The following is an 18,716-nucleotide window of genomic DNA, read 5'->3' on the forward strand; positions in this document are numbered from 1 at the left end:
CACCGAGGTTGCTCGCCAACGTGATGCGTCAGCGCATGTCCGCCGCATCGAGCAGAGTGGTCACCGTGGGGGCGATGAGCCCTGTCGGCGTGTCGGCTTTGATTCCCGCGCGGGCGCTGGCGCCGTCGAAGACAAGGATCAGCTGCCGGGCCATCAGATCCGGGTCGCTCGCGCCTCCCTTTTCGGCCTCGGCACGGAAGAAACCTGTCAGGTTCTCCTTGACCCGGTGGGCCACCTGGCTCGCAGGGTGGCCCTGGTCTTTGAGCTCGATCTGAACAACCAGGTACCGACAGCCCTGGAAGTCGGGCGCACCCGCCTGTGACGCCAGCTGGTCGAAGACGTGCAGAATCCGCTGGCGGGGTGAACGGTTGTCGTCCGCCGCGGGCAGGAGCGTCGCCACGTAGGCGGAGGCACGTTCCTCCAGGCTCGCCGCCAGCAGTTCGTCCTTGCTCTCGAAAAGCTGGTACATGGAACGCTTCGACACCCCCGCCGCCTTGCACAGCGCGTCGACGCCGATGCCGACACCGTCTCGGTAGGTGAGCGTGGCCGCTGCCTCCAGCAGCCGCTCTCGGGGGCTTGACTTCGCCTCGGTGGTCATATTGCGAGGTTAACTCGATTCCGGCCAAATGAAAACCGATCGGTTTACGGTTCTTGCCGGGGCGATCTTCGACGCCGCCCACGGCCGAGCGGGCATATGAGTACGGTTCCCGCCACGCCGGGGTGACGGTCTTCTCGGGCTTCGCCTCCGCGGGGACGTGGTGCAGCCCCTGGCGGTCGCACCAGCCCGTCACCACGAAATCGCAGACCCGCGTCACCTTGGGCGCCGCAGAGGATGGCGCGGACACCGCCGGTGATCTGCCACAGCGGCTCGAACTCCGCGAGGAAGCGGTAGAAGCCGGGCAGCGCCTTGATGGGGGTGGCGGCCGGCCGTCGGCACCGCATGCCGGGCGTGCCGAACACGGCAAGGAGGGTGAGCGCACCGATCCTGGGACCGCGATGGCGCACGCCGAGGGCAGTCACAGCAGCGGCAGGCGACCGCGCCGCCAAGGGCCGGCGTGCCCATCAGCCTCGGAAGTTCAGCCCACATGGTGGGTGCCCGCTACTCGCGATGATCAGTTCACTGAAGACGGATCGCGCGGGTAAGTGGACACCATTTCGGAGAAGCCCTGTCCTCCTTAGCTGATTTGCGCCGCGAGAACACCAATCATCGCAGGTAACAGGGCATTTCTCACTGCCCACTCGATGTGATCCACCGCGTATCCGCGGTGGATTCAGGCTCAGTGGGCGATCACGGGCTCGCCCTCCGACGGCGCCAGAGCCGCGTTCGGTATCAGGAACGCTGCGAGCACCGCACCGACCACGAAGAACCCGGCGCCCCACGCCAGAGTGGCCGTGTAGCCCTCGACCCCGGCCTGCGCCACGGTCAGCGCGCCGGGCTTGTGCGAGGACACGTAGTCGGTCGCGGCCGATGACGCAACGGTGGTCAGCAGCGCCGTGCTGATCGAGCCACCCACCTGCTGGCCGGTGTTGATCAGCGCCGAGGCGACGCCCGTGTCCTCGTGGTGGACGCCTGCGGTCGCACCCTGGAACGCGGTGGTCATCACGCCACCGAGGCCGAGTCCCAGCAGGATCATGCCGGGCATGATGTCGGCGACGTAGCCGCTGTCCAGCGCGAGCTGGGTCAGCAAGGCCATACCGGCTGCGGCGACCAGGAAGCTGGCGCTGACCAGAATCTTCGGACCGACCCTGGGCAGCAGCAGCGAAGGCGCCGTGGTCGCGGCAGCGACGATTCCCCCGACCATCGGCAGGAACGCCAGACCGGTCTTGATCGGCGAGTAGCCGATGCTGGCCTCCAGGTAATAGGTCAGGAACAGGAAGATCGAGAACATCCCCATGCCCACGACGAATACCGCCAGGAACGAACCACCGCGCGTCCGGTCCAGTACGAGTCGCAGCGGCAGCAGCGGATGCGCGACCCTGGACTCCAGCCATACGAAGACCGCGAGCAGCACCACACCGACGATCATGGAGCCGAGGGTGACCGGGTTGGTCCAACTGGTGGATTCGACGTGCGCGAACCCGTAGACGATGGCGAACAGCGCTGCGCTCGCCACGATGGTGCCCGGAATGTCGAGTTGCGGTCGCTTGGCGACCGCAGGCTTGGCCAGTAGCAGTACCGCACCGACCAGCGCGACGGCCGCGAAGACGACGTTCACGTACATCACCCAGCGCCACGACGCCCATTCGGTGAGCATGCCGCCGAGCAGCAGCCCGACCGCGCCGCCCGCACCGGACAACGCACTGAAGATGCCGAATGCCTTCGCCCTCTCGGCCGGTTCGGTGAACGTCACGCTGACCAGCGAGAGTGCCGCGGGCGCAAGCAGCGCGGCGGAGAGACCTTGGGCCACACGTGCCGCGACGAGGATTTCGAAGTTGCCGGCTGCGCCGCCGACGACGGATGCGCCCGCGAAACCGATCAGGCCGAGCAGGAATGTGGTACGTCGGCCGAACAGGTCACCGAGCCGGCCACCGAGCAACAGCAGGCTGCCGAATGCCAGGGCGTAACCCGTGATGACCCACTGCCGGCTGCCGTCGCTGAAACCGAGGTCATGTTGCGCTGCGGGCAGCGCGATGTTCACGACGGTCGCATCGAGCGTGACCATGAGCTGTGCCACGCCCAGCACGACAAGCACCCACCAGCGCACGGCATGTGAGCCGCGGCGGCCCGAGTCTGTTTTCCCGGAGGCGGGCGCCCCACGGTCAAAGGTGGTAGTCATCTTTTCCCTTTGTCGCTGGTCATAGGCCGGACACCGGCCGGAAACCGATCGGTTTCCATCACTGTAAACAGATCGGTTTCCACGGCGCAAGTGAACGGGTGGCCTCCGGCCTGCGAGCGACCCGACGCCGCGACTGGCTCCTTCCGTGAGCTTGCACCTTGAAACCGATCGGTTTACAGTGATGGAAACCGATCGGTTTCCCGTTTTTGTGGAGGCAGTCATGACCGCTTTGAAGGGCGCAAACGTCTTCGTCACCGGCGGCAGCAGGGGCATCGGCAAGGCGCTGGTGGAAGAGCTGTACGTGCGTGGCGCCGGCAAGGTCTACGCCACGGCCCGCGACCCGCGCAGCGTGACGCACCCCGACGCGGTCCCGGTGGCGCTGGAGGTCACCGACCCGGCCTCCGTGGCGGCGGCCGCCGCACAGGCGGAAGACGTCACCGTACTGATCAACAACGCCGGTGCCGCGGTCGGCGCCTCATTCCTCGACTCCCCGGTCGACGACGTACGCCGGGAGTTCGAGACCAACTTCTACGGCCCGCTGCTGGTCGCCCGGGCCTTCGTGCCCGTGATCGAGCGCAACGGCGGCGGCCACATCCTCAACGTGCACTCCGTGCTCTCCTGGCTGGCCCTCGGCGGCTCCTACAGCGCCTCCAAGGCCGCCCTGTGGTCGCAGACCAACTCCCTGCGCCTGGAACTCCAGCCCCGCGGGATCGCCGTCACCGGACTGCACGTCGGATACGTCGACACGGACCTGGCGGCGGACGTCGACGCACCCAAGTCCGACCCTCATGAGGTTGCCGCACTCGCCCTCGACGGGGTCGAGACGGGCGCGTACGAGGTGCTCGCCGACGACATCACGCGCCAGGTCAAGGCGGGCCTGGCCGGCGACCTGGCCGGGCTGTACGCCCAGCTGGCCAAGTAGGACAGGAAAGGGAGACGGCGAGATGCCCAGCCAGGAGTCCCGTCCCACGATTCACATTCCGGGGACCACCACACACAGCATCGCCCCTCGCGCAGGACGTGACGGCCGCGAGGGAACGCTGCGCTACCTCAAGGCGGGCAGCGGTGCCCCGCTGGTCCTGCTGCACACCGTGCGCACCCAGGCCGAGCACTTCCGTCTCCTCATCCCGTTGATCGCGGAGCAGTACACCGTCTACGCCCTCGATCTGCCGGGAATGGGCTACTCCGAGATCATGCCCGGGGCGTCGTACGACGAGCCGGCCATGCGCGCGGGCGTCGAGCGGCTCCTCACCGAACTCGACCTGCATGACGTGACGTTGGTCGGGGAGTCCATGGGGGCGGTGCTCGCCCTGACCGCCGCGGCCGACCTCCCGGAGCGGGTACGACGCGTCGTCGCGGTGAACACCTACGACTTCCGCGGCGGAATCGCCCGCTCCAGCCTCCTCGCCCGCGTCGTGGTCAGCGGTGTCCTCACGCCCGGAGTGGGCCCGGTGATCGCCGGTGTGGAGCCCAAGCCCGCCCTCCGCAAGATTCTTCAGGGCGGCCTGGGTGACAAGAGCGCACTGCCCGAGGACTACGTGGACGAGCTCCTCCAGGTAGGCAGCCGTCCCGGCTACCCGGCCGTCGCCCGGGGCGTGTACCAGAACCTGCCCAGCCTCATCGCGGCCCGCTCGCGCTACCCCGAGGTCAAGGCCCCCGTACACCTCGTCTATGGGGAGAAGGACTGGTCCCGGCCCTCGGACCGGGAGGCCAACAAGCAGCTGCTGCCTGCCGCCGACTTCACGCAGGTGCCGAAGGCCGGCCACTTCATCGCCCTGGAACGGCCCGACGTCCTGGCCGACCTGTTGAACGCGGTGGCGTGACCGCCCCGGACCACTGTGGCCACACCTGGGGAGCGGTACATGATGGAGATCCGGATCGAGTTCGACGTTCCGTCGCAGATGCGTGACGGCACGGTACTGTGCGCCGACGTCTACCGGCCCGGCGGGAGCGGACCGTGGCCGGTCCCGCTGAGCCGGCTGCCGTAGGCAAGCAGACGCCCTTGCCGGCCGGCATCCTCGATCCCCTGGCGGCGGCCCGGCGCGGCTTCAGGTCGTCCTCCAGGACACCCGCGGCCGGTTCGCCGGGGGCAGTTACTTCGGCAGCACCCAGTGGATGGCGGCGCCGGCCAAGCCGCCGGAGCTGAAGGCGATCGCGCCGATGATCACGTGGTCGGATCCGGACGACGGACTGTGGACGCGCGGCGGCGCGATCGAGGTCGGCATCACCGCCCCCTGATGCGCCGTCACCGCCGCGCTCGTGAGCGGCATCACCGGAGTCGTACGGGATCTCGACGGCCTGGCGAGCGGCGGTTACGGGGAGCTGCCCGCCGGGCGGTTTCCCGCGTTCGCCCGGCACGGCCTCCCGGAGCTGGGCCATGAGCGCTCCCGGCAGGAGCCCGGCTGGGCGCGCTCCTGCCGCGTAGCGGGCCGGCACGACGAGGTCGACCTGCCCGCTGCCGGGCCGCGCACGACCAGGTGACCGCCGCCTGCCTTTCGGACATCGCCGCCGGCCTGCTGTGCGGATACCGCCCTGGACCGCCATCCCCATGATCGCCGGACCGCCGGCCGGGGCACTGTCCGACCGCATCGGCGGCGGTGCGGTCGTCGCGGCGGACATGGTCCGGGCTCTGGTCGCCGGCCGTCTGGCCGCAGGTGTCGTACACCGCTCTGCTGCCGACGCCACCCACCCCACGTCTTCGCCCCGTGGGAGAGGGTGTATGGGTACTTCGCCGCCTGCAAGAAGGCACTCCGATCGGCTGCCCGACTGACGGGACGCCTCCTCCCGGCCAATCAGCGTCTCCTCCAGGACCTGCAGCTCGTCGGTCAGGTAGTTCCCTTGCCGCCTCGCCGGGTGCAGGCGAATCAGGGGAGGTCAGCCCGCATCTGGGTAATTGACAGGGTACGAAAGTACCTCGTGACGAACATCCGCGAGGGTGTCGCGCACCGATCGGAGAGGCGCTGCTGCCGCGGCGACGGTACGACGGTATTCGGACCGCCCCGACGGAGCGCGGGAGGGATGGTGGCGGCCGTGTCCGCCCTCACGCGACGGCAAGAAGGCGGCGCGCGTACGACGAGAGCGCCCCGGCAGGACCATGACGTCGGGTCGGCAGGCGCCGCTTCGATGCGGCGCCTGCCGAGCAGGAGTCAGGGGTGGGCGTAGCCCTGGAAGATCTCGGTGTTCACGCCTACTGCGCGCCACTGCTGATCTGGCGTGGGGTGCGGGCTGGCGACGGCTACGGTTTCCGACCGGAACCAGTTACTTCAAATGCACTAATGGGGGGAGCGTGAGCGATACAGAGCACACCGTGAAGCCGGTCCGTTTACAACTTTCCCGTCCTGAAGTCCGCGCTGCTCTTGAGGACCGCGGAGTCCATGCTCCAGTTCTCCGGCTGGACCCTTTCCCAGAGACTTCCCTTGCCGAGTTCCCTGCCCAACTGGTCCTCCCGACGGAACCACTGCTCGGCGCTTCTGATCCTGTCGGGGTGAATTTCGTCGAGCAGGGCGTAGTCCCTGGTGATGATCCCGTGCTTCCACACATTCCAGAAGCCGGTGAAATTGTCACGGAAGCTCATGGTGCTTTTGTCGTCGGGGTCGGCGTTGTATCCGGCAGGGTGATCTGCAATCCCCGTCAGGTCCGGACTGTTCCAATATGCTTCCAGATCGGTGTCGATGTACCGCGCCGGGTGCCCGGTGACCTTCTCGAATGCCGCGGCCATGTCGGCATAGGTCATGTGCTCGATGGCGACTTCGAGGTCCATGCCGTTGGCTCGTTCCGGGTGGTCGAAGAGCCAGCGGACATAGAAGCCGCAATCTTCCAGAGCCACATGCGGGACGGCCCCCTCGCCGAGTGGGACTCGCCACGTGACGACACCGTCCTCGACGGTGGGCGTCATGGGCGTGAGCGGTGAGATCACCATCTCGATATAGGGACCCGAGGTGAAGACCGCTGCCCCCATCCGGTCCCTGTTCTTTTCGTTCTGGAACAGCACCCATTCGGCCATACGGCCCTTGCCGTCATAGTGGCCGGTGCGGAACCTGGAGTCGTAGCCTGATTTCTTGAGGGCGTAGTCGAGGTTTCCGTAGACGAAGAACTTGACACCTTCTTCGATCGCTATCTCATAAGTGCGAATGGCCCAGTAGGTCTCCGTTTTCTCGCCGGTATTGAACCCGTCGATGTTGATGAACGCCCCGTCGCAGCCGCGAAATCCTTCGCGCAGTACGTCCTCATCGGCGAACGTCCCTTCGAGGATGGAGACGTTGCCGAGCGCGACGAGCGCCTGAGCTCGGGGGGAGCTGGCGTCCCGAGTGAGGACCTTGACGGAGTACTTCTTGTCGGCGACAAGAGCGCGGACAACGGGCATCCCCTGGGCTCCCGTTCCGCCGATGACGAAGATGGAGGAGGTGGCATGAGTAGGCATGGTTTGGACTCCAAGATGGAAACCGATCGGTTTCCAACACCGTACACCGATCGGTTTCCGGGGGGCAAGCACCCAGACGTCCTCACCGGGGGCAGCCGTCGCCGAGGAGCTCGCGGGCGCCGGCCCCCGCGTCCGCTTCGCCCCTGCGATGTCACCGACCCCGACACCGCACAGACCGCGGTGGACGCGGCGAGCGAACCGAGCCCACTGCGCGTCGCGGTCAGCTGCGCGGGCGTCACGACACCCGGCCGCATGCTTCCCACACACGCCCAAGGGCGGGGGTGGCCGCCCTCACCCTCCCCGCCGCCCTGGTACGGCACATCGCCGAGAGCCCCACGCTCAAGGGCGAGGTCATCCGCCTCGACGGCGCCATCCGCATGGATTTGCGCAGCTCAACAGCCCAGGCCCAGCAAGCGCGGCAGGTCACGGACCTTTCCGGTCAGGACGAGCGTCGAGGTATCGCCCGTAACGCCCACACCGCACATCATGCGCACGAACAAAACCGCAGGTCAGGAGCGCTTCGCGGCCGGTTCGAGGATCGCCACGCACTCGACGTGGTGCGTCACCGGGAACAGGTCGAACGCGCGCAGGCGCCGCAGCACATAGCCCGCCTCGCGGAAGTACATGAGGTCGCGGGCCAGGGCCGCCGGGTCGCAGGCCACGTAGGCGATGCGGCGCGGGCCGAGGGAGGCCAGGCGGGTCACGGTCTCCTTGCCCGCGCCGGCCCGGGGCGGGTCCAGGACGATCAGGTCGGCCTCGGTGATGCCGGTGCGGGGCAGGACCTGCTCGACCTTGCCGTGCTCGATCCGGACGCGGGGCAAGTCCTGGAGGTTGTGGCGGGCGTCCTCGACCGCGCGCTTGCCGGATTCGATGCCCAGCACCGCGCCGCGCTCGCCGACCCGCTCGGCGAGCGCGCCCGCGAAGAGGCCGACCCCGCAGTACAGGTCGAGCGCCATCTCGCCCTTGCGCGGCATCAGGCCCTGCATGACGGCTTCGACGAGCAGATCCGCGGCCTGGGGGTGGACCTGCCAGAAGCCGCCCTCGCCGACCCTCCAGGTGCGGCCGGCGGCGCGCTCGCGGACGAAGGGGCGGCCGTGCACCCGGTGCACCGCGCGGGTGCCCTCCCGGGCGCCACCTCCATGGGGTTCTCCGAGCCGGAGCACGGAGACCGGCCGGTCCAGCTCCACCAGCGGGAGCCGGCCGCCGGGGCGCGGGGTGAGGACGACCTGGCGGTCGGAGGAGCCCGTGGCGGCGATCGCCTCCACGGTCGCGATCTGCGGCCATTCGCGCTTCTCGACGCCGAGTTCGCTGACGCCGGGAGCGGCGATCAGGCAGTGGTCGACGGGCTCGACCTCGTGCGAGCGGTGGCGGCGCAGCCCCGGCCGCCCCTGCTCGTCCACCGCGTACTGCACGCGGGTGCGCCAGGCCGGGACCTCGCCCCGGGCGACCTTGTCGCCGGGGGCGGGTTCGACGGTGCCGTCCCAGCGGGCCTCTTCGGGGGTCAGCCCGGCGAGCCGGCTCAGCTGCTCGGTGATGACCTCCGCCTTCAGCCGGCGCTGGGCGCCCGGGGCCACGTGCTGCCAGTCGCAGCCGCCGCACCGGCCGGGGCCGGAGAACGGGCACGGGGCCTCGACTCGGTCCTTGGATGCCTCCAGCACCCGCACCGCGTCGGCCCGCAGGAAGCGCGAGTCCGGCTCGCCCTCGGTCACCCGGGCCACGACGCGCTCACCGGGCAGGGCGTGCCGGACGAACAGCACGCGGCCCTCCGAGGTGCGGGCGACGCAGTGGCCGCCGTGGGCGACCGGCCCGACCTCGACCTCGTACTCCTCGCCGACCAGCGACGCCTTGGGTTCACGGTGCATGGCGGGTCGGCTCCAGAGGTTGTGGCGGGGAACAGCGGGACTGCTGGACTGCGCGGACCGCGGTGGGCGCCGGCCCACCGGTCAGCCCACCAGTCTAGGCCCTCGGCTGCTTGTCACCGACCGGCTGCCGCACCGCCGCCTTGTCGCCCGCCGCCTTGTCGCCCTTGGGCTGCCCCACCGGGCCCCGCCGCACCGCGCCCGGCGCATGCCACTCGGCCCGCTTGCGGGCGCGCTTGCGGGCCAGCTCCGAGGAGTCCAGCTGCCAGGGCACCGAGGTCACCATGACGCCCGGGGTGAACAGCAGCCGGCCCTTGAGCCGCAGCGCGCTCTGGTTGTGCAGAAGGTGCTCGTACCAGCGGCCGACCACGTACTCCGGGATATAGACGGAGATCACGTCGCGCGGGCTCTCCCGGCGCAGGCCCTTGACGTAGTCGATGGCCGGCCGGGTGATCTCGCGGTAGGGCGAGTCGAGGATCTTCAGGGGGACGTCTATGCCGCGCTCGGTCCACTCCTCCCGCAGCGCCTTGGTCTCGGCCGGGTCCACGCTGATGCTCAGCGCCTCCAGCTTGTGGGAACGCATCAGCTTGGCGTAGGCGAGGGCGCGCAGCGTCGGCTTGTGGATCTTGGAGACGAGGACGATGGAGTGCACCCGGGAGGGGCGCACGGTCGTCTCGTCCTCGTCGTCCTCGTAGGCCGACAGCTCGCCGGAGACGCCGTCGTAGTGGCGGCGGATCGCGGTCATGAGGACGTAGAAGACGACCATGCCGAGCAGGGCGACCCAGGCGCCGTGGGTGAACTTGGTCAGCAGCACCACGGCCAGCACCAGACCGGTGAAGAAGGCGCCGAAGGCGTTGATCGCGCGCGAGCGGAGCATCCGGCGGCGCACCGCCGGGTCCTGCTCGGTCCGCAGATGGCGGTTCCAGTGCCGCACCATGCCGGTCTGGCTGAGCGTGAAGGAGACGAAGACGCCGACGATGTAGAGCTGGATCAGCCGGGTCGAGTCCGCGCCGTAGATGTAGACGAGGATCGCGGCGGCCCCGGCGAGCAGCACGATGCCGTTGGAGAAGGCGAGCCGGTCGCCGCGGGTGTGCAGCTGGCGCGGGAGGTAGCGGTCCTGGGCGAGGATCGAGCCGAGCAGCGGGAAGCCGTTGTACGCGGTGTTGGCGGCCAGGAACAGGACCAGCGCGGTGGCCGCGGCCAGCACGACGAACAGCAGCGAGCCGTCGCCGAAGACGGCCGCCGCGACCTGGGTGATCACCGGGTCCTGGGTGTAGTGCTCGCCGAGCGCCACGCCCTTGTTCAGCAGGTCCTTGGCCGGGTCCTCGGCCATCTTCACATCGGTGGCCATCGCGAGAGCGATGATCCCGCAGAACATGGTGACGGCGAGGCCGCCCATCAGCGCCAGTGTGGTGGCGGCGTTGCGGCTCTTGGGCTTGCGGAAGGCGGGCACGCCGTTGCTGATCGCCTCGACGCCGGTGAGCGCGGCACAGCCGTCGGAGAAGGCCCGCAGCAGCAGGAAGACCAGCGCGAACCCGGCGAGCCCGGTGTGCTCGGCCTTGATCTCGTAGCCGGCGGTGGGCGCCTTCATCGAGTCCCCGAGGGCCAGCCCGCGGTAAGCGCCCCAGGCGATCATGATGAAGACGCCGGCGACGAACACATACGTGGGGATCGCGAACAGCTTGCCGGACTCGCGCACACCGCGCAGGTTCATCAGGGTCAGCAGCAGGATGATGCCGATCGCGCACAGGGTCTTGTGCTCGACGACGAAGGGCACCGCGGAGCCCAGGTTCTCCACGCCCGAGGAGATCGACACCGCCACGGTCAGGACGTAGTCGACGAGCAGGGCGCTGGCGACCGTCAGCCCCGCCCGGGGGCCCAGGTTCGTGTTGGCCACCTCGTAGTCACCGCCGCCGCTGGGATAGGCGTGCACGTTCTGGCGGTACGAGGCGACCACCGTGAACATCAGCACGATGATCGCGACAGTGATCCAAGGGCTGTAGTGATAGCCCGACGCACCCGCCACCGAGAGAACGATCATCACCTGCCCTGGCGCGTACGCGACGGAGGACAGCGGGTCGGAGGCGAAGACGGGGAGCGCGATGCGCTTGGGGAGGAGCGTTTCTCCCAGCTTGTCGCTGCGCAGCGCCCGCCCGATGAGGATCCGTTTAGGAACGTCGGTCAGTTTGGACACGGAGAGGATCGTAAGCGGTCGCCGGTGCCGCCGCCCACCCCGCCCGGGGGTGGGCCGCGGCGGCCCTCCGGCTCAGCCGCTCACTGCCCGCGCCACCAGGCCGCGAGGGTGCCCCCTCGGCGTCGCTGGGTCGCGTGCCCGGGCTGGCTCGGCGTGGCGGACGCGGCCGGTGTGGCCTGCGGGGCCGAGGTGGCCTGCGGGGCCCCGTGGGGCTGCGTGAGGGCCGTCGCCGGGGCGGGCGCGGAGACGGCCGCGGGGGCGTCGTGGGCCGCGGGCTGTGCCGTGACGGGGCTGACAGGGAACCGGACGGGCAGCGTCGCCAGCGCGCGGTGGAAGGGTCCGGGGCGCCAGGACAACTGGTCGACCGGCACGGCCAGTTCCACGTCCGGGAGCCGGTCGAGGAGCTTCTCGATGGCCACGGAGGCGATCACCCGGGCCGGGCTCTCGGCCGGGCAGCGGTGGGCGCCGATGCCCCAGGCGAGGTGGGCGCGGTTGCCGAGCCGGCCGTCGGAGATCAGCTCGGGGTCGGTGTTGGCGGCGGCGTAGCTGGTGAGGACCGGCTCGCCCTGGCGGATCCGTACGCCCGCCAGATCCAGGTCGCGGCGGGCGAACAGGGTCCCGTAGTTGGCCATCGGAGGGTCGGTCCACAGGACCTCGTCGATGGCGTCCTGGACGGGCATGCTGCCCCCGGCGAGCTCACCGGCGAACCGGTCGTCCGACAGCAGCAGGCGCAGCGCGTTGGCGATCAGGTTCAGCTGGGGCTCGGTGCCGGCCGCCAGGATCAGGATGAGCTGCTGCATCAGCTCTTCGTCCGCCAGCCGGGAGGGGTGGGCGATCATCCAGGAGGTGATGTCGGCTCCTGGCCGCTCGCGCTTGCCCGCGATCAGGTTCGCGATGTACGAGAGCAGTTCCTCGTTCGCCTGCGCCGCCTCCTCACCGCTGTCGAAGAGCTTCGCCATCGTCCCGATCAGGCGCAGCCCGTGCTCGGCGGGGTAGCCGAAGAGCTGGTTGAACACGAGCAGCGGGACGGCCGCGGCGTAGTCGCCGAGCAGGTCCGCCTCGCCCTTGTCGGCGAACCCGTTGATCAGCGTGTCGGCGCTGCGCTCGACGTACTCGCTCAGCGCGTACGGATCCAGCCGGGTGAGGCTGTCCGTGATGACCCCGCGCAGCCGGGCATGGGCCTCGCCGTCGTTGAACAGGGCGTTGGGCCGGTACATCATCATCGGGCCCACCGGGCTGTCCGGCGGGATCCGTCCCTCGTTCAGCGCACGCCAGCCGCGGGGGTCCTTGGCGAACCGCTCGGTGTCACGCAGCACCTCAAGCGCGAGGGAGTAGCTGGTGATCAGATACGCCTCGACTCCGGGGGACAGCTCGACCGGGGCGATGGGCCCGTACTGCCGCAGCCGCTCGTAGAAGAAGTGCGGATCGGCGGCGAACTCGGGTCCGTACAGGGGCAGGCCCTGGGCGGCGGGGCGGGCAGGGGCGCCGAGGCCGACGCTGCCCGCGTGCGCGGGGCAGCCCGGCGGCGGTACGGCTCCGCCTCCGGCCTCGACGTCGGGGCGGTAGGTCACGCATGCTCCTGGGAGGTTCGGGCCTGGCGGTTCTGCAGGTACTGCACGAGGGCGATCAGGGCGTGGGTCGAGGAGATCCGGTCCCGGGCGTCGCAGGTGACGAGCGGCGTCTCCGGCAGCAGATCGAGCGCTTCCCGGACCTCCGACTCGGCGAAGCGCGGCGCTCCCTCGAAGTGGTTGACGGCGACCGCGTACGGCAGGGCGTGCTCCTCGAGGATGGCCATCACCGGGAAGGACTGCTCGAGCCGCCGGGTGTCGGCGAGGACCAGAGCGCCCAGGGCCCCGCACGTCATGTCCTGCCACAGCCGGGTGAAGCGCTGCTGTCCGGGGGCGCCGAACAGGTACAGGACCAGCGTGTCGCTCAGGGTGAGGCGGCCGAAGTCCATGGCCACGGTGGTGGTCGTCTTGTCCTCGATCCCGGCGAGGTCGTCGACGAGCGCGCCGGCCTGGGTCATCGTCTCCTCGGTGCGCAGCGGCTTGATCTCCGACAGCGAGCCGACGTAGGTGGTCTTGCCGACCGCGAAGTGCCCGACGACCAGCAGCTTCACCGCCGTTCGTACCGTCTGCGGCAGATAGACCGCCTGGTCAGAGGCGAGCGCGGAGTCCATCGAGCACCTCCTGCAGAAGCTGGATATCGGGCAGCTCGGCCGTGGGGATGGGCGACCGCGTGGTGATGTGGCCGCTGTCCACGAGGTCGCCGAGCAGGACCTTGGTGACGCTGACCGGCAGCTGCAGATACCCGGCGACCTCGGCGACCGACAGGGCGCCGCCGAGGCACAGCTCCATGACCCGGCGCTTCTCGGGGCTGAGACCGGTGAGCGGCCGGTCCGTGTGCGCCATGACCAGCGTCACCAGGTCGAAGGTGTTGCGGGTCGGATAGGCACGGCCGTCGGTCACGACATACGGCCGTACCAGTCCTCGTTCGCGCCTGGCCGGGGTCATGCCGGGCTGCCGATGCCCTGTCGGGAGGTGCCCTGGCGGGGCGGGCTGGTCAGCTCCTTGCCGAGCCGGTCGACCAACTTCTGCATCCGGTAGCTGACCGCCTCCATGTCGACGGACTCGGTGGCGGAGACCGCGAGGTAGGCGCCGGGGCCGGCGGCGATCAGGAAGACATAGCCGCCGACGAACTCGACGAGCGTCTGCTGCCAGGGCGTCTCGTCCGGGTCGCAGAACTCGGCGGTGGAGCGGCTGATCGACTGGAGACCGGAGAGCGCCGCGGCCTGGCGCTCCGCCTCGTCCCGCGCGATGCCCTCGGAGTGCGCCCGCAGCATCCCGTCCGCCGAGAGAAGGATCGCGTGCCGTGCCTCCGGCATCTTCACGACCTCGTCGAGCATCCAGCCGAGCTCGTTGTTTATGTGGTCGTTCATGCCTGGCGATTCCCTTCTTCGGTTTGGGGGGCGGCGTCCTGGTTACCGGCGCGGCCCGAGCGGGTTCCACGTGCGAACGCACCCATGCGGGAGGCCGTCTCCTCGGCCGAACGGACACGGTGCGCGCCGGTGTCGGACTCCGGGGCGGCAGCCGTGGGCCAGTCGTCCGCCGGCCGCTGAGCGGTGGGCTGCCGGCGGCGGCGCTTGGGCAGTCCACCGGCCGTGGAGCCGTACGTACGTGACGCTTCGTCGAGCGCCGTCGGCAGCCCTCCGCTCAGCGCGGAGGGCGCCTGGTCCGCCGGGGCGGGCGCGGCCTGCTGGGGCGCGGGCTGCTGAGGGACGGCCTGCTGGTGTACGGCCTGCTGGTGTACGGCCTGCTGGGGCACCTGCCCCGCGGCGGGCTCGGTGCGGCGGGCGGCGCGGGTCTTGCGGGTCGGCAGGGAGGGGAGGGTGCGCAGGCCCGACTGCTGGGGCTCTGGCTGCGCGGCCGCCCGACCACCCGGCTCCTCGGCATCGACGTGCGTGAGCAGCGCCGTGGGCAGGAAGAGCACGGCGCGCACACCGCCGTACGGGGACCTGGTGTCCACGGAGACGCTGAAGCCGTAGCGCGCGGCGAGCAGGCCGATGACGGCGAAGCCGAACTGCGGCGGGTCGCCGAGCCGGGCGACGTCCACGGCGCGCTCTCCGGACAGCAGCGCGGCGGCGCGCTGCACCTCCAGGCCGTCCATGCCGACGCCGGCGTCGTCGATCACGATGACCGCGCCGTTGTGCACCGGCTGCAGGCTGACCTCGACGTTGGTATTGGGCTGCGAGTGGCGGGCGGCGTTGTCCAGGAGCTCCGCGACGGCGAGCACCACCGGCTCCACCGCCCGGCTCACCACGGCGACGTCGACCAGGGCGTGCACCTGGACCCGGCGGTAGTCACGGATCCGGGACTTGGCGCCCCGTACGACATCGGTCAGCGGGGAGGACACCCGCTGGCGGCCGGGCCAGGATCCGCAGAGCACGGCGATGGCCTGGGCGCGGCGGCCGAACTGCGAGTTGGCGTGGTCGATCTCCAGGAGGTCCCGGAGCACATCCGGGTTGTCGTGCCGGTCCTGCATCTGGGAGATCGACAGCTGCTGTTCGTTGGCCAGCCCCTGAAGGGCGCGCATCGACGCCTTGAGCGCCGCCTTCGCCGAGGCGTCGGCCCTCGCCTGTGCCTTGTCCACAGCGCGGGTGAACAGTTCCACGACTCCGTGCAGACTCTGCGCGAAGGCGGTACCGGCCAGCCTTTCGTCCCTCAGCCCGGGCAGCGGCGAGGGGTGGCTGAGCGCGTCCGCGATGACCGGAAGGCGGACCTCGACGAGGTGCTGGAGCTCTTCGTCGCGCGACTTCAGGCTGTCCTCGAGCGTGGCGTTACGCCTGCGCACGCCGGCGGTGATCGTTCGCTGGCGCATCAGCAGGACGAAGACGACAAGCACGACAACGCCCAGGCACCAGCTCACCGCCTCCCATATGTGATCTGTCATCAGAAACCTCGTGCCAGGAGAACGCGGGCGCGGAAGGAACGATTCAGTGCCCTGATGTCCCGTCCGGAAACGGAATACGGCGATCATCTTAGCCACGCCCGCGACCGGGCGCCCGATACCCGCAACAACATTCGAACTGTCAGGGCACTATTGCCAATCCCGGTGAAGATCTCATGAAGATCGGGAAGGCCGCGGGAAGGTGGCGGCCCCTCAGCCCGGGACAAATGCGGCCACGCCGCCATCTTGGCGCGATGCTGCTGAGTCGCGCGTTCCGGCTCTCGGCGACACGCCGAGGGGGGAGCGGAGGAAGCGCGGCGGGGCCGCTCGCGCACCACCGGAACGTTCGCAAGCGGCGGTCACTGTTCCGGGGCGGCGCTGGAGCGCCGACGCCCTCTTGTACGCCGTACAGCTCCAGCCCTCCACCCGGACCTGAGCAGCGGACTCGGGCCAGTCACACAAGTGCGGATACGGTGGTGACAGACGCCGTGGCGGACAGCCTTCCGCTGCCCCGCGGCCTCGACATCGGGGCCCCTCTCCGCTGTCGCCCCGTAGGCCTGGAAGGAAGATGTGAGCAGGGTGTTTGTGCGGTTCAGCACGGCAATCAGGAGTGCGGGGTAGTCGCATGCATATCGTGATCATGGGCTGCGGCCGGGTGGGGGCGGCACTCGCCCAGACCCTGGAACGACAGGGACACACCGTCGCCGTCGTCGACCAGGACCCGACCGCCTTCCGCCGCCTCGGCGCCGGCTTCGGCGGACGCCGGGTGACCGGCGTCGGCTTCGACCAGGACACCCTGCGCGAGGCGGGCATCGAGGAGGCCGGTGCCTTCGCCGCGGTCAGCAGCGGCGACAACTCCAACATCATCGCGGCCCGGGTGGCGCGCGAGATGTTCGGCATCGAGAACGTGGCGGCCCGCATCTACGACCCCCGGCGCGCCGAGGTCTACCAGCGGCTCGGCATCCCGACCGTGGCCACCGTGCGGTGGACCGCGGACCAGATGCTGCGGCGGCTGCTGCCGTCCGGCGCGGAGCCGCTGTGGCGGGACCCGAGCGGCGGGGTGCAGCTCGCCGAGGTGCACACCTCCCCCGCCTGGGTGGGCCACAAGGTCAGCAAGCTGCAGGAGGAGACCGGCGTGCGCGTCGCGTTCCTCACCCGGCTCGGCGAGGCGATGCTGCCGACCTCCGAGACGGTGCTGCAGGAGGGCGACCTGGTCCACGTGATGATGCGCACCGACGAGGTGGAGAAGGTCGAAGCGTCTTTCGACGAGGGACCCGAGGAGGGCGGTCGGTGAGTGACGCGCGCACGGCCGCCGGGCCGCACACGACAGCGAAAGCCGCACCTCTGCGCCGTGCGGGCGACAGAAACATCAGCCGCTGGCGCGGCGGGGCGAACAAGGAGGCGCTGTGAGGGTTGCGATTGCCGGGGCGGGCGCCGTGGGGCGTTCCATCGCGGGCGAGCTGCTGGAGAACGGGCACGAGGTGCTGCTCATCGACAAGGCGCCGACGGCCATCTCGGTGGAGCGGGTGCCGCAGGCCGAGTGGCTGCTCGCCGACGCCTGCGAGATCACCTCGCTGGACGAGGCCGCGCTGCAGCGCTGCAATGTGGTGATCGCGGCGACCGGTGACGACAAGGTCAACCTGGTCGTCTCGCTCCTCGCGAAGACCGAGTACGGGGTGCCGCGGGTGGTCGCCCGGGTCAACAACCCCAAGAACGAGTGGCTGTTCAACGAGGCGTGGGGCGTCGATGTCGCGGTCTCCACGCCGCGCCTGATGTCGGCGCTGGTCGAGGAGGCGGTGAGCGTCGGCGACCTGGTGCGGCTGCTGCGCTTCAGCCACGGCGACGCCAACCTGGTGGAGCTGACGCTGCCGCCGGAGGCGGCGCTGGCCGGCACCCGGGTCGGGGACGTGGAGTGGCCGGAGGACACCTCGCTGGTCACCATCATCCGGGGCACGCGCGTGCTGACCCCGAGCAAGGACGACGTCCTGGAGGCGGGTGACGAGCTGCTGTTCGTCGCGGCGCAGGCCCGCGAGGAGCAGCTGGAGGAACTGCTGTCCGTCCAGCGCGCGGACGCCTCCTAGGCGCCCCCTTACGCGACAAAGCGCCGGGCGGGCCGATGGCCCGCCCGGCGCTTCGCTGTGGTCTCGCTGTGGGCCGCTGCGGGCCCGCTGCGGCCGTTCAGGGGCGCGGCGGATAGCGCCGGTCCGCGGGCTCCTGCTGGGTCTCGGTGACGATCTGGTCGGCCCACTCCGCCAGCAGCGGGTCGCCGACCTTCTGAACCTGGGCCTCGGCTTCGGCCTTCGCCCGCTCGCGCTCGCGCTCCGCCTGCTCCTCCGCCTCCATCTCCGCGATCACGTCGATCGGCGGCGGGGCCTTGGCGAGGAATATCCACGTCAGATAGACGCAGAGCAAGAACGGCGGAATGCCGAGCGCGACCTTGACCCAGCCGAGCTGGGTGGCGTCCCCCCACCAGTACAGCGGGAAGAGGATCGCGGACTTGGCGAGCAGGATGAGTCCCCACGCCCAGGTGGACTTGGTGTACGCACGGAACCGGCCGGGGTTGCGGGTGCGCCAGGAGAGGTTCTCCTTGAGCATCGGCCCGAGCAGCACGCCGATCAGCGGATAGCGGAAGATCGCCGAGAGGATGTAGGCGATCGCCAGGCCCAGGGTGTAGAGCATGCCCGGCAGATAGAAGTTCTTCGCGTCGCCGGACATCATCGCGAAGATCGCGCCGAAGGCGACCCCGAAGACCCCGCTGAAGGCGTGCTTGAGGGTCTCCTTACGGATCAGCCGGGTCAGCGCGAGGAGCACCGTGAGCCCCAGCGCCGCCAGGGCCGCGAGGTGGATGTCGCGCTTGATCGTGTAGAGCAGGACGAAGACCAGTCCGGGGACGGTGGTGTCGACCATGCCCCGTACCCCGCCGAACGCCTCCAGGAGCGCGGTGTCCGCCGCCGCTCTGCTCTGCGCGGCGGCCGCGGAGTCCTCTTCGGCCGCCGTCGGCTCGTCGTCTGTCGTCACCG

18 protein-coding genes are annotated in these 18,716 nt (G+C 70.0%); 7 read left to right on the forward strand and 11 right to left on the reverse strand.

Going from position 1 to position 18,716, the window contains the following annotated elements; translation table 11 throughout:
- Positions 1-28 precede the first annotated feature (28 nt).
- Both PV419_RS32275 and PV419_RS32280 read right to left on the reverse strand, forming a co-directional pair.
- Positions 29-598: a TetR/AcrR family transcriptional regulator gene (locus tag PV419_RS32275; RefSeq protein WP_319694998.1), complete on the reverse strand. Its 570-nt coding sequence runs from the start codon at positions 596-598 to the stop codon at positions 29-31.
- A gap of 679 nt (positions 599-1,277) precedes the next feature.
- Positions 1,278-2,777, reverse strand: coding sequence for an MFS transporter (locus PV419_RS32280; protein ID WP_319695000.1), 1,500 nt, complete (start codon positions 2,775-2,777; stop codon positions 1,278-1,280).
- Positions 2,778-2,997: 220 nt separating this feature from the next.
- Here PV419_RS32280 and PV419_RS32285 point away from each other — a divergent pair, with 220 nt between their 5' ends.
- The 5 genes from PV419_RS32285 (at position 2,998) to PV419_RS32305 (ending at position 5,258) form a co-directional block, all read left to right on the forward strand.
- Entirely contained in the window at positions 2,998-3,699 is a 702-nt protein-coding gene (locus PV419_RS32285; RefSeq protein ID WP_319695002.1) for an SDR family oxidoreductase, read from the forward strand.
- Positions 3,700-3,721: 22 nt separating this feature from the next.
- On the forward strand, positions 3,722-4,600 hold the full coding sequence (locus PV419_RS32290) for an alpha/beta hydrolase (RefSeq protein WP_319695003.1): 879 nt from the start codon (positions 3,722-3,724) through the stop codon (positions 4,598-4,600).
- Positions 4,601-4,639: 39 nt separating this feature from the next.
- On the forward strand, positions 4,640-4,765 hold the full coding sequence (locus PV419_RS32295) for a hypothetical protein (RefSeq protein ID WP_319695005.1): 126 nt from the start codon (positions 4,640-4,642) through the stop codon (positions 4,763-4,765).
- A gap of 127 nt (positions 4,766-4,892) precedes the next feature.
- Complete coding sequence (locus PV419_RS32300) at positions 4,893-5,015, forward strand: hypothetical protein (protein ID WP_319695007.1); 123 nt, start codon at positions 4,893-4,895, stop codon at positions 5,013-5,015.
- Positions 5,016-5,036: 21 nt separating this feature from the next.
- Positions 5,037-5,258: a hypothetical protein gene (locus PV419_RS32305; RefSeq protein WP_319695008.1), complete on the forward strand. Its 222-nt coding sequence runs from the start codon at positions 5,037-5,039 to the stop codon at positions 5,256-5,258.
- Positions 5,259-6,099: 841 nt separating this feature from the next.
- Here the strand turns inward: PV419_RS32305 and PV419_RS32310 are convergent.
- The 8 genes from PV419_RS32310 to PV419_RS32345 all read right to left on the reverse strand — a co-directional run bounded on the left by PV419_RS32310 (position 6,100) and on the right by PV419_RS32345 (position 15,699).
- Positions 6,100-7,197, reverse strand: coding sequence for an NmrA family NAD(P)-binding protein (locus PV419_RS32310; RefSeq protein ID WP_319695009.1), 1,098 nt, complete (start codon positions 7,195-7,197; stop codon positions 6,100-6,102).
- 509 nt (positions 7,198-7,706) lie between these two features.
- Positions 7,707-9,059 (reverse strand): class I SAM-dependent RNA methyltransferase, encoded by a 1,353-nt coding sequence (locus PV419_RS32315; RefSeq protein ID WP_319695010.1) that lies wholly within the window; start codon positions 9,057-9,059, stop codon positions 7,707-7,709.
- Between the two features lie 94 nt (positions 9,060-9,153).
- Positions 9,154-11,250, reverse strand: a complete 2,097-nt coding sequence (locus PV419_RS32320) for an APC family permease (protein ID WP_319695012.1) — start codon at positions 11,248-11,250, stop codon at positions 9,154-9,156.
- Positions 11,251-11,330: 80 nt separating this feature from the next.
- Positions 11,331-12,821 carry a cytochrome P450 gene (locus PV419_RS32325; RefSeq protein WP_319695014.1) on the reverse strand — a complete coding sequence of 497 codons (1,491 nt, stop codon included), beginning with the start codon at positions 12,819-12,821 and terminating at the stop codon, positions 11,331-11,333.
- The gene (locus PV419_RS32330; RefSeq protein ID WP_319695016.1) at positions 12,818-13,429 is read right to left on the reverse strand and encodes an ATP/GTP-binding protein; all 612 of its coding nucleotides are present in this window, start codon (positions 13,427-13,429) and stop codon (positions 12,818-12,820) included. Before PV419_RS32330 ends, PV419_RS32325 begins: the two co-directional genes overlap by 4 nt.
- A complete protein-coding gene (locus PV419_RS32335; RefSeq protein ID WP_319695018.1) occupies positions 13,407-13,763 on the reverse strand; it encodes a DUF742 domain-containing protein in 357 nt (118 codons plus the stop codon). The genes PV419_RS32330 and PV419_RS32335 overlap by 23 nt, the downstream gene beginning before the upstream one ends.
- On the reverse strand, positions 13,760-14,188 hold the full coding sequence (locus tag PV419_RS32340; protein ID WP_319695020.1) for a roadblock/LC7 domain-containing protein: 429 nt from the start codon (positions 14,186-14,188) through the stop codon (positions 13,760-13,762). The genes PV419_RS32335 and PV419_RS32340 overlap by 4 nt, the downstream gene beginning before the upstream one ends.
- A complete protein-coding gene (locus PV419_RS32345) occupies positions 14,185-15,699 on the reverse strand; it encodes an ATP-binding protein (RefSeq protein WP_319695021.1) in 1,515 nt (504 codons plus the stop codon). Before PV419_RS32345 ends, PV419_RS32340 begins: the two co-directional genes overlap by 4 nt.
- 580 nt (positions 15,700-16,279) lie before the next feature.
- On the opposite strand from PV419_RS32345, the gene PV419_RS32350 reads away from it, so the two are divergent.
- Both PV419_RS32350 and PV419_RS32355 read left to right on the forward strand, forming a co-directional pair.
- Positions 16,280-16,990 carry a potassium channel family protein gene (locus PV419_RS32350; RefSeq protein ID WP_415925419.1) on the forward strand — a complete coding sequence of 237 codons (711 nt, stop codon included), beginning with the start codon at positions 16,280-16,282 and terminating at the stop codon, positions 16,988-16,990.
- Between the two features lie 112 nt (positions 16,991-17,102).
- Positions 17,103-17,777 (forward strand): potassium channel family protein, encoded by a 675-nt coding sequence (locus PV419_RS32355; RefSeq protein ID WP_311723742.1) that lies wholly within the window; start codon positions 17,103-17,105, stop codon positions 17,775-17,777.
- 97 nt (positions 17,778-17,874) lie between these two features.
- On the opposite strand, the gene PV419_RS32360 is transcribed toward PV419_RS32355, so the two are convergent.
- On the reverse strand, positions 17,875-18,714 hold the full coding sequence (locus tag PV419_RS32360) for a DUF3159 domain-containing protein (RefSeq protein WP_319695026.1): 840 nt from the start codon (positions 18,712-18,714) through the stop codon (positions 17,875-17,877).
- Between the last annotated feature and the right edge of the window lie 2 nt (positions 18,715-18,716).

The organism is Streptomyces sp. ME19-01-6 (assembly GCF_033793745.1).
Lineage (GTDB): Bacteria > Actinomycetota > Actinomycetes > Streptomycetales > Streptomycetaceae > Streptomyces.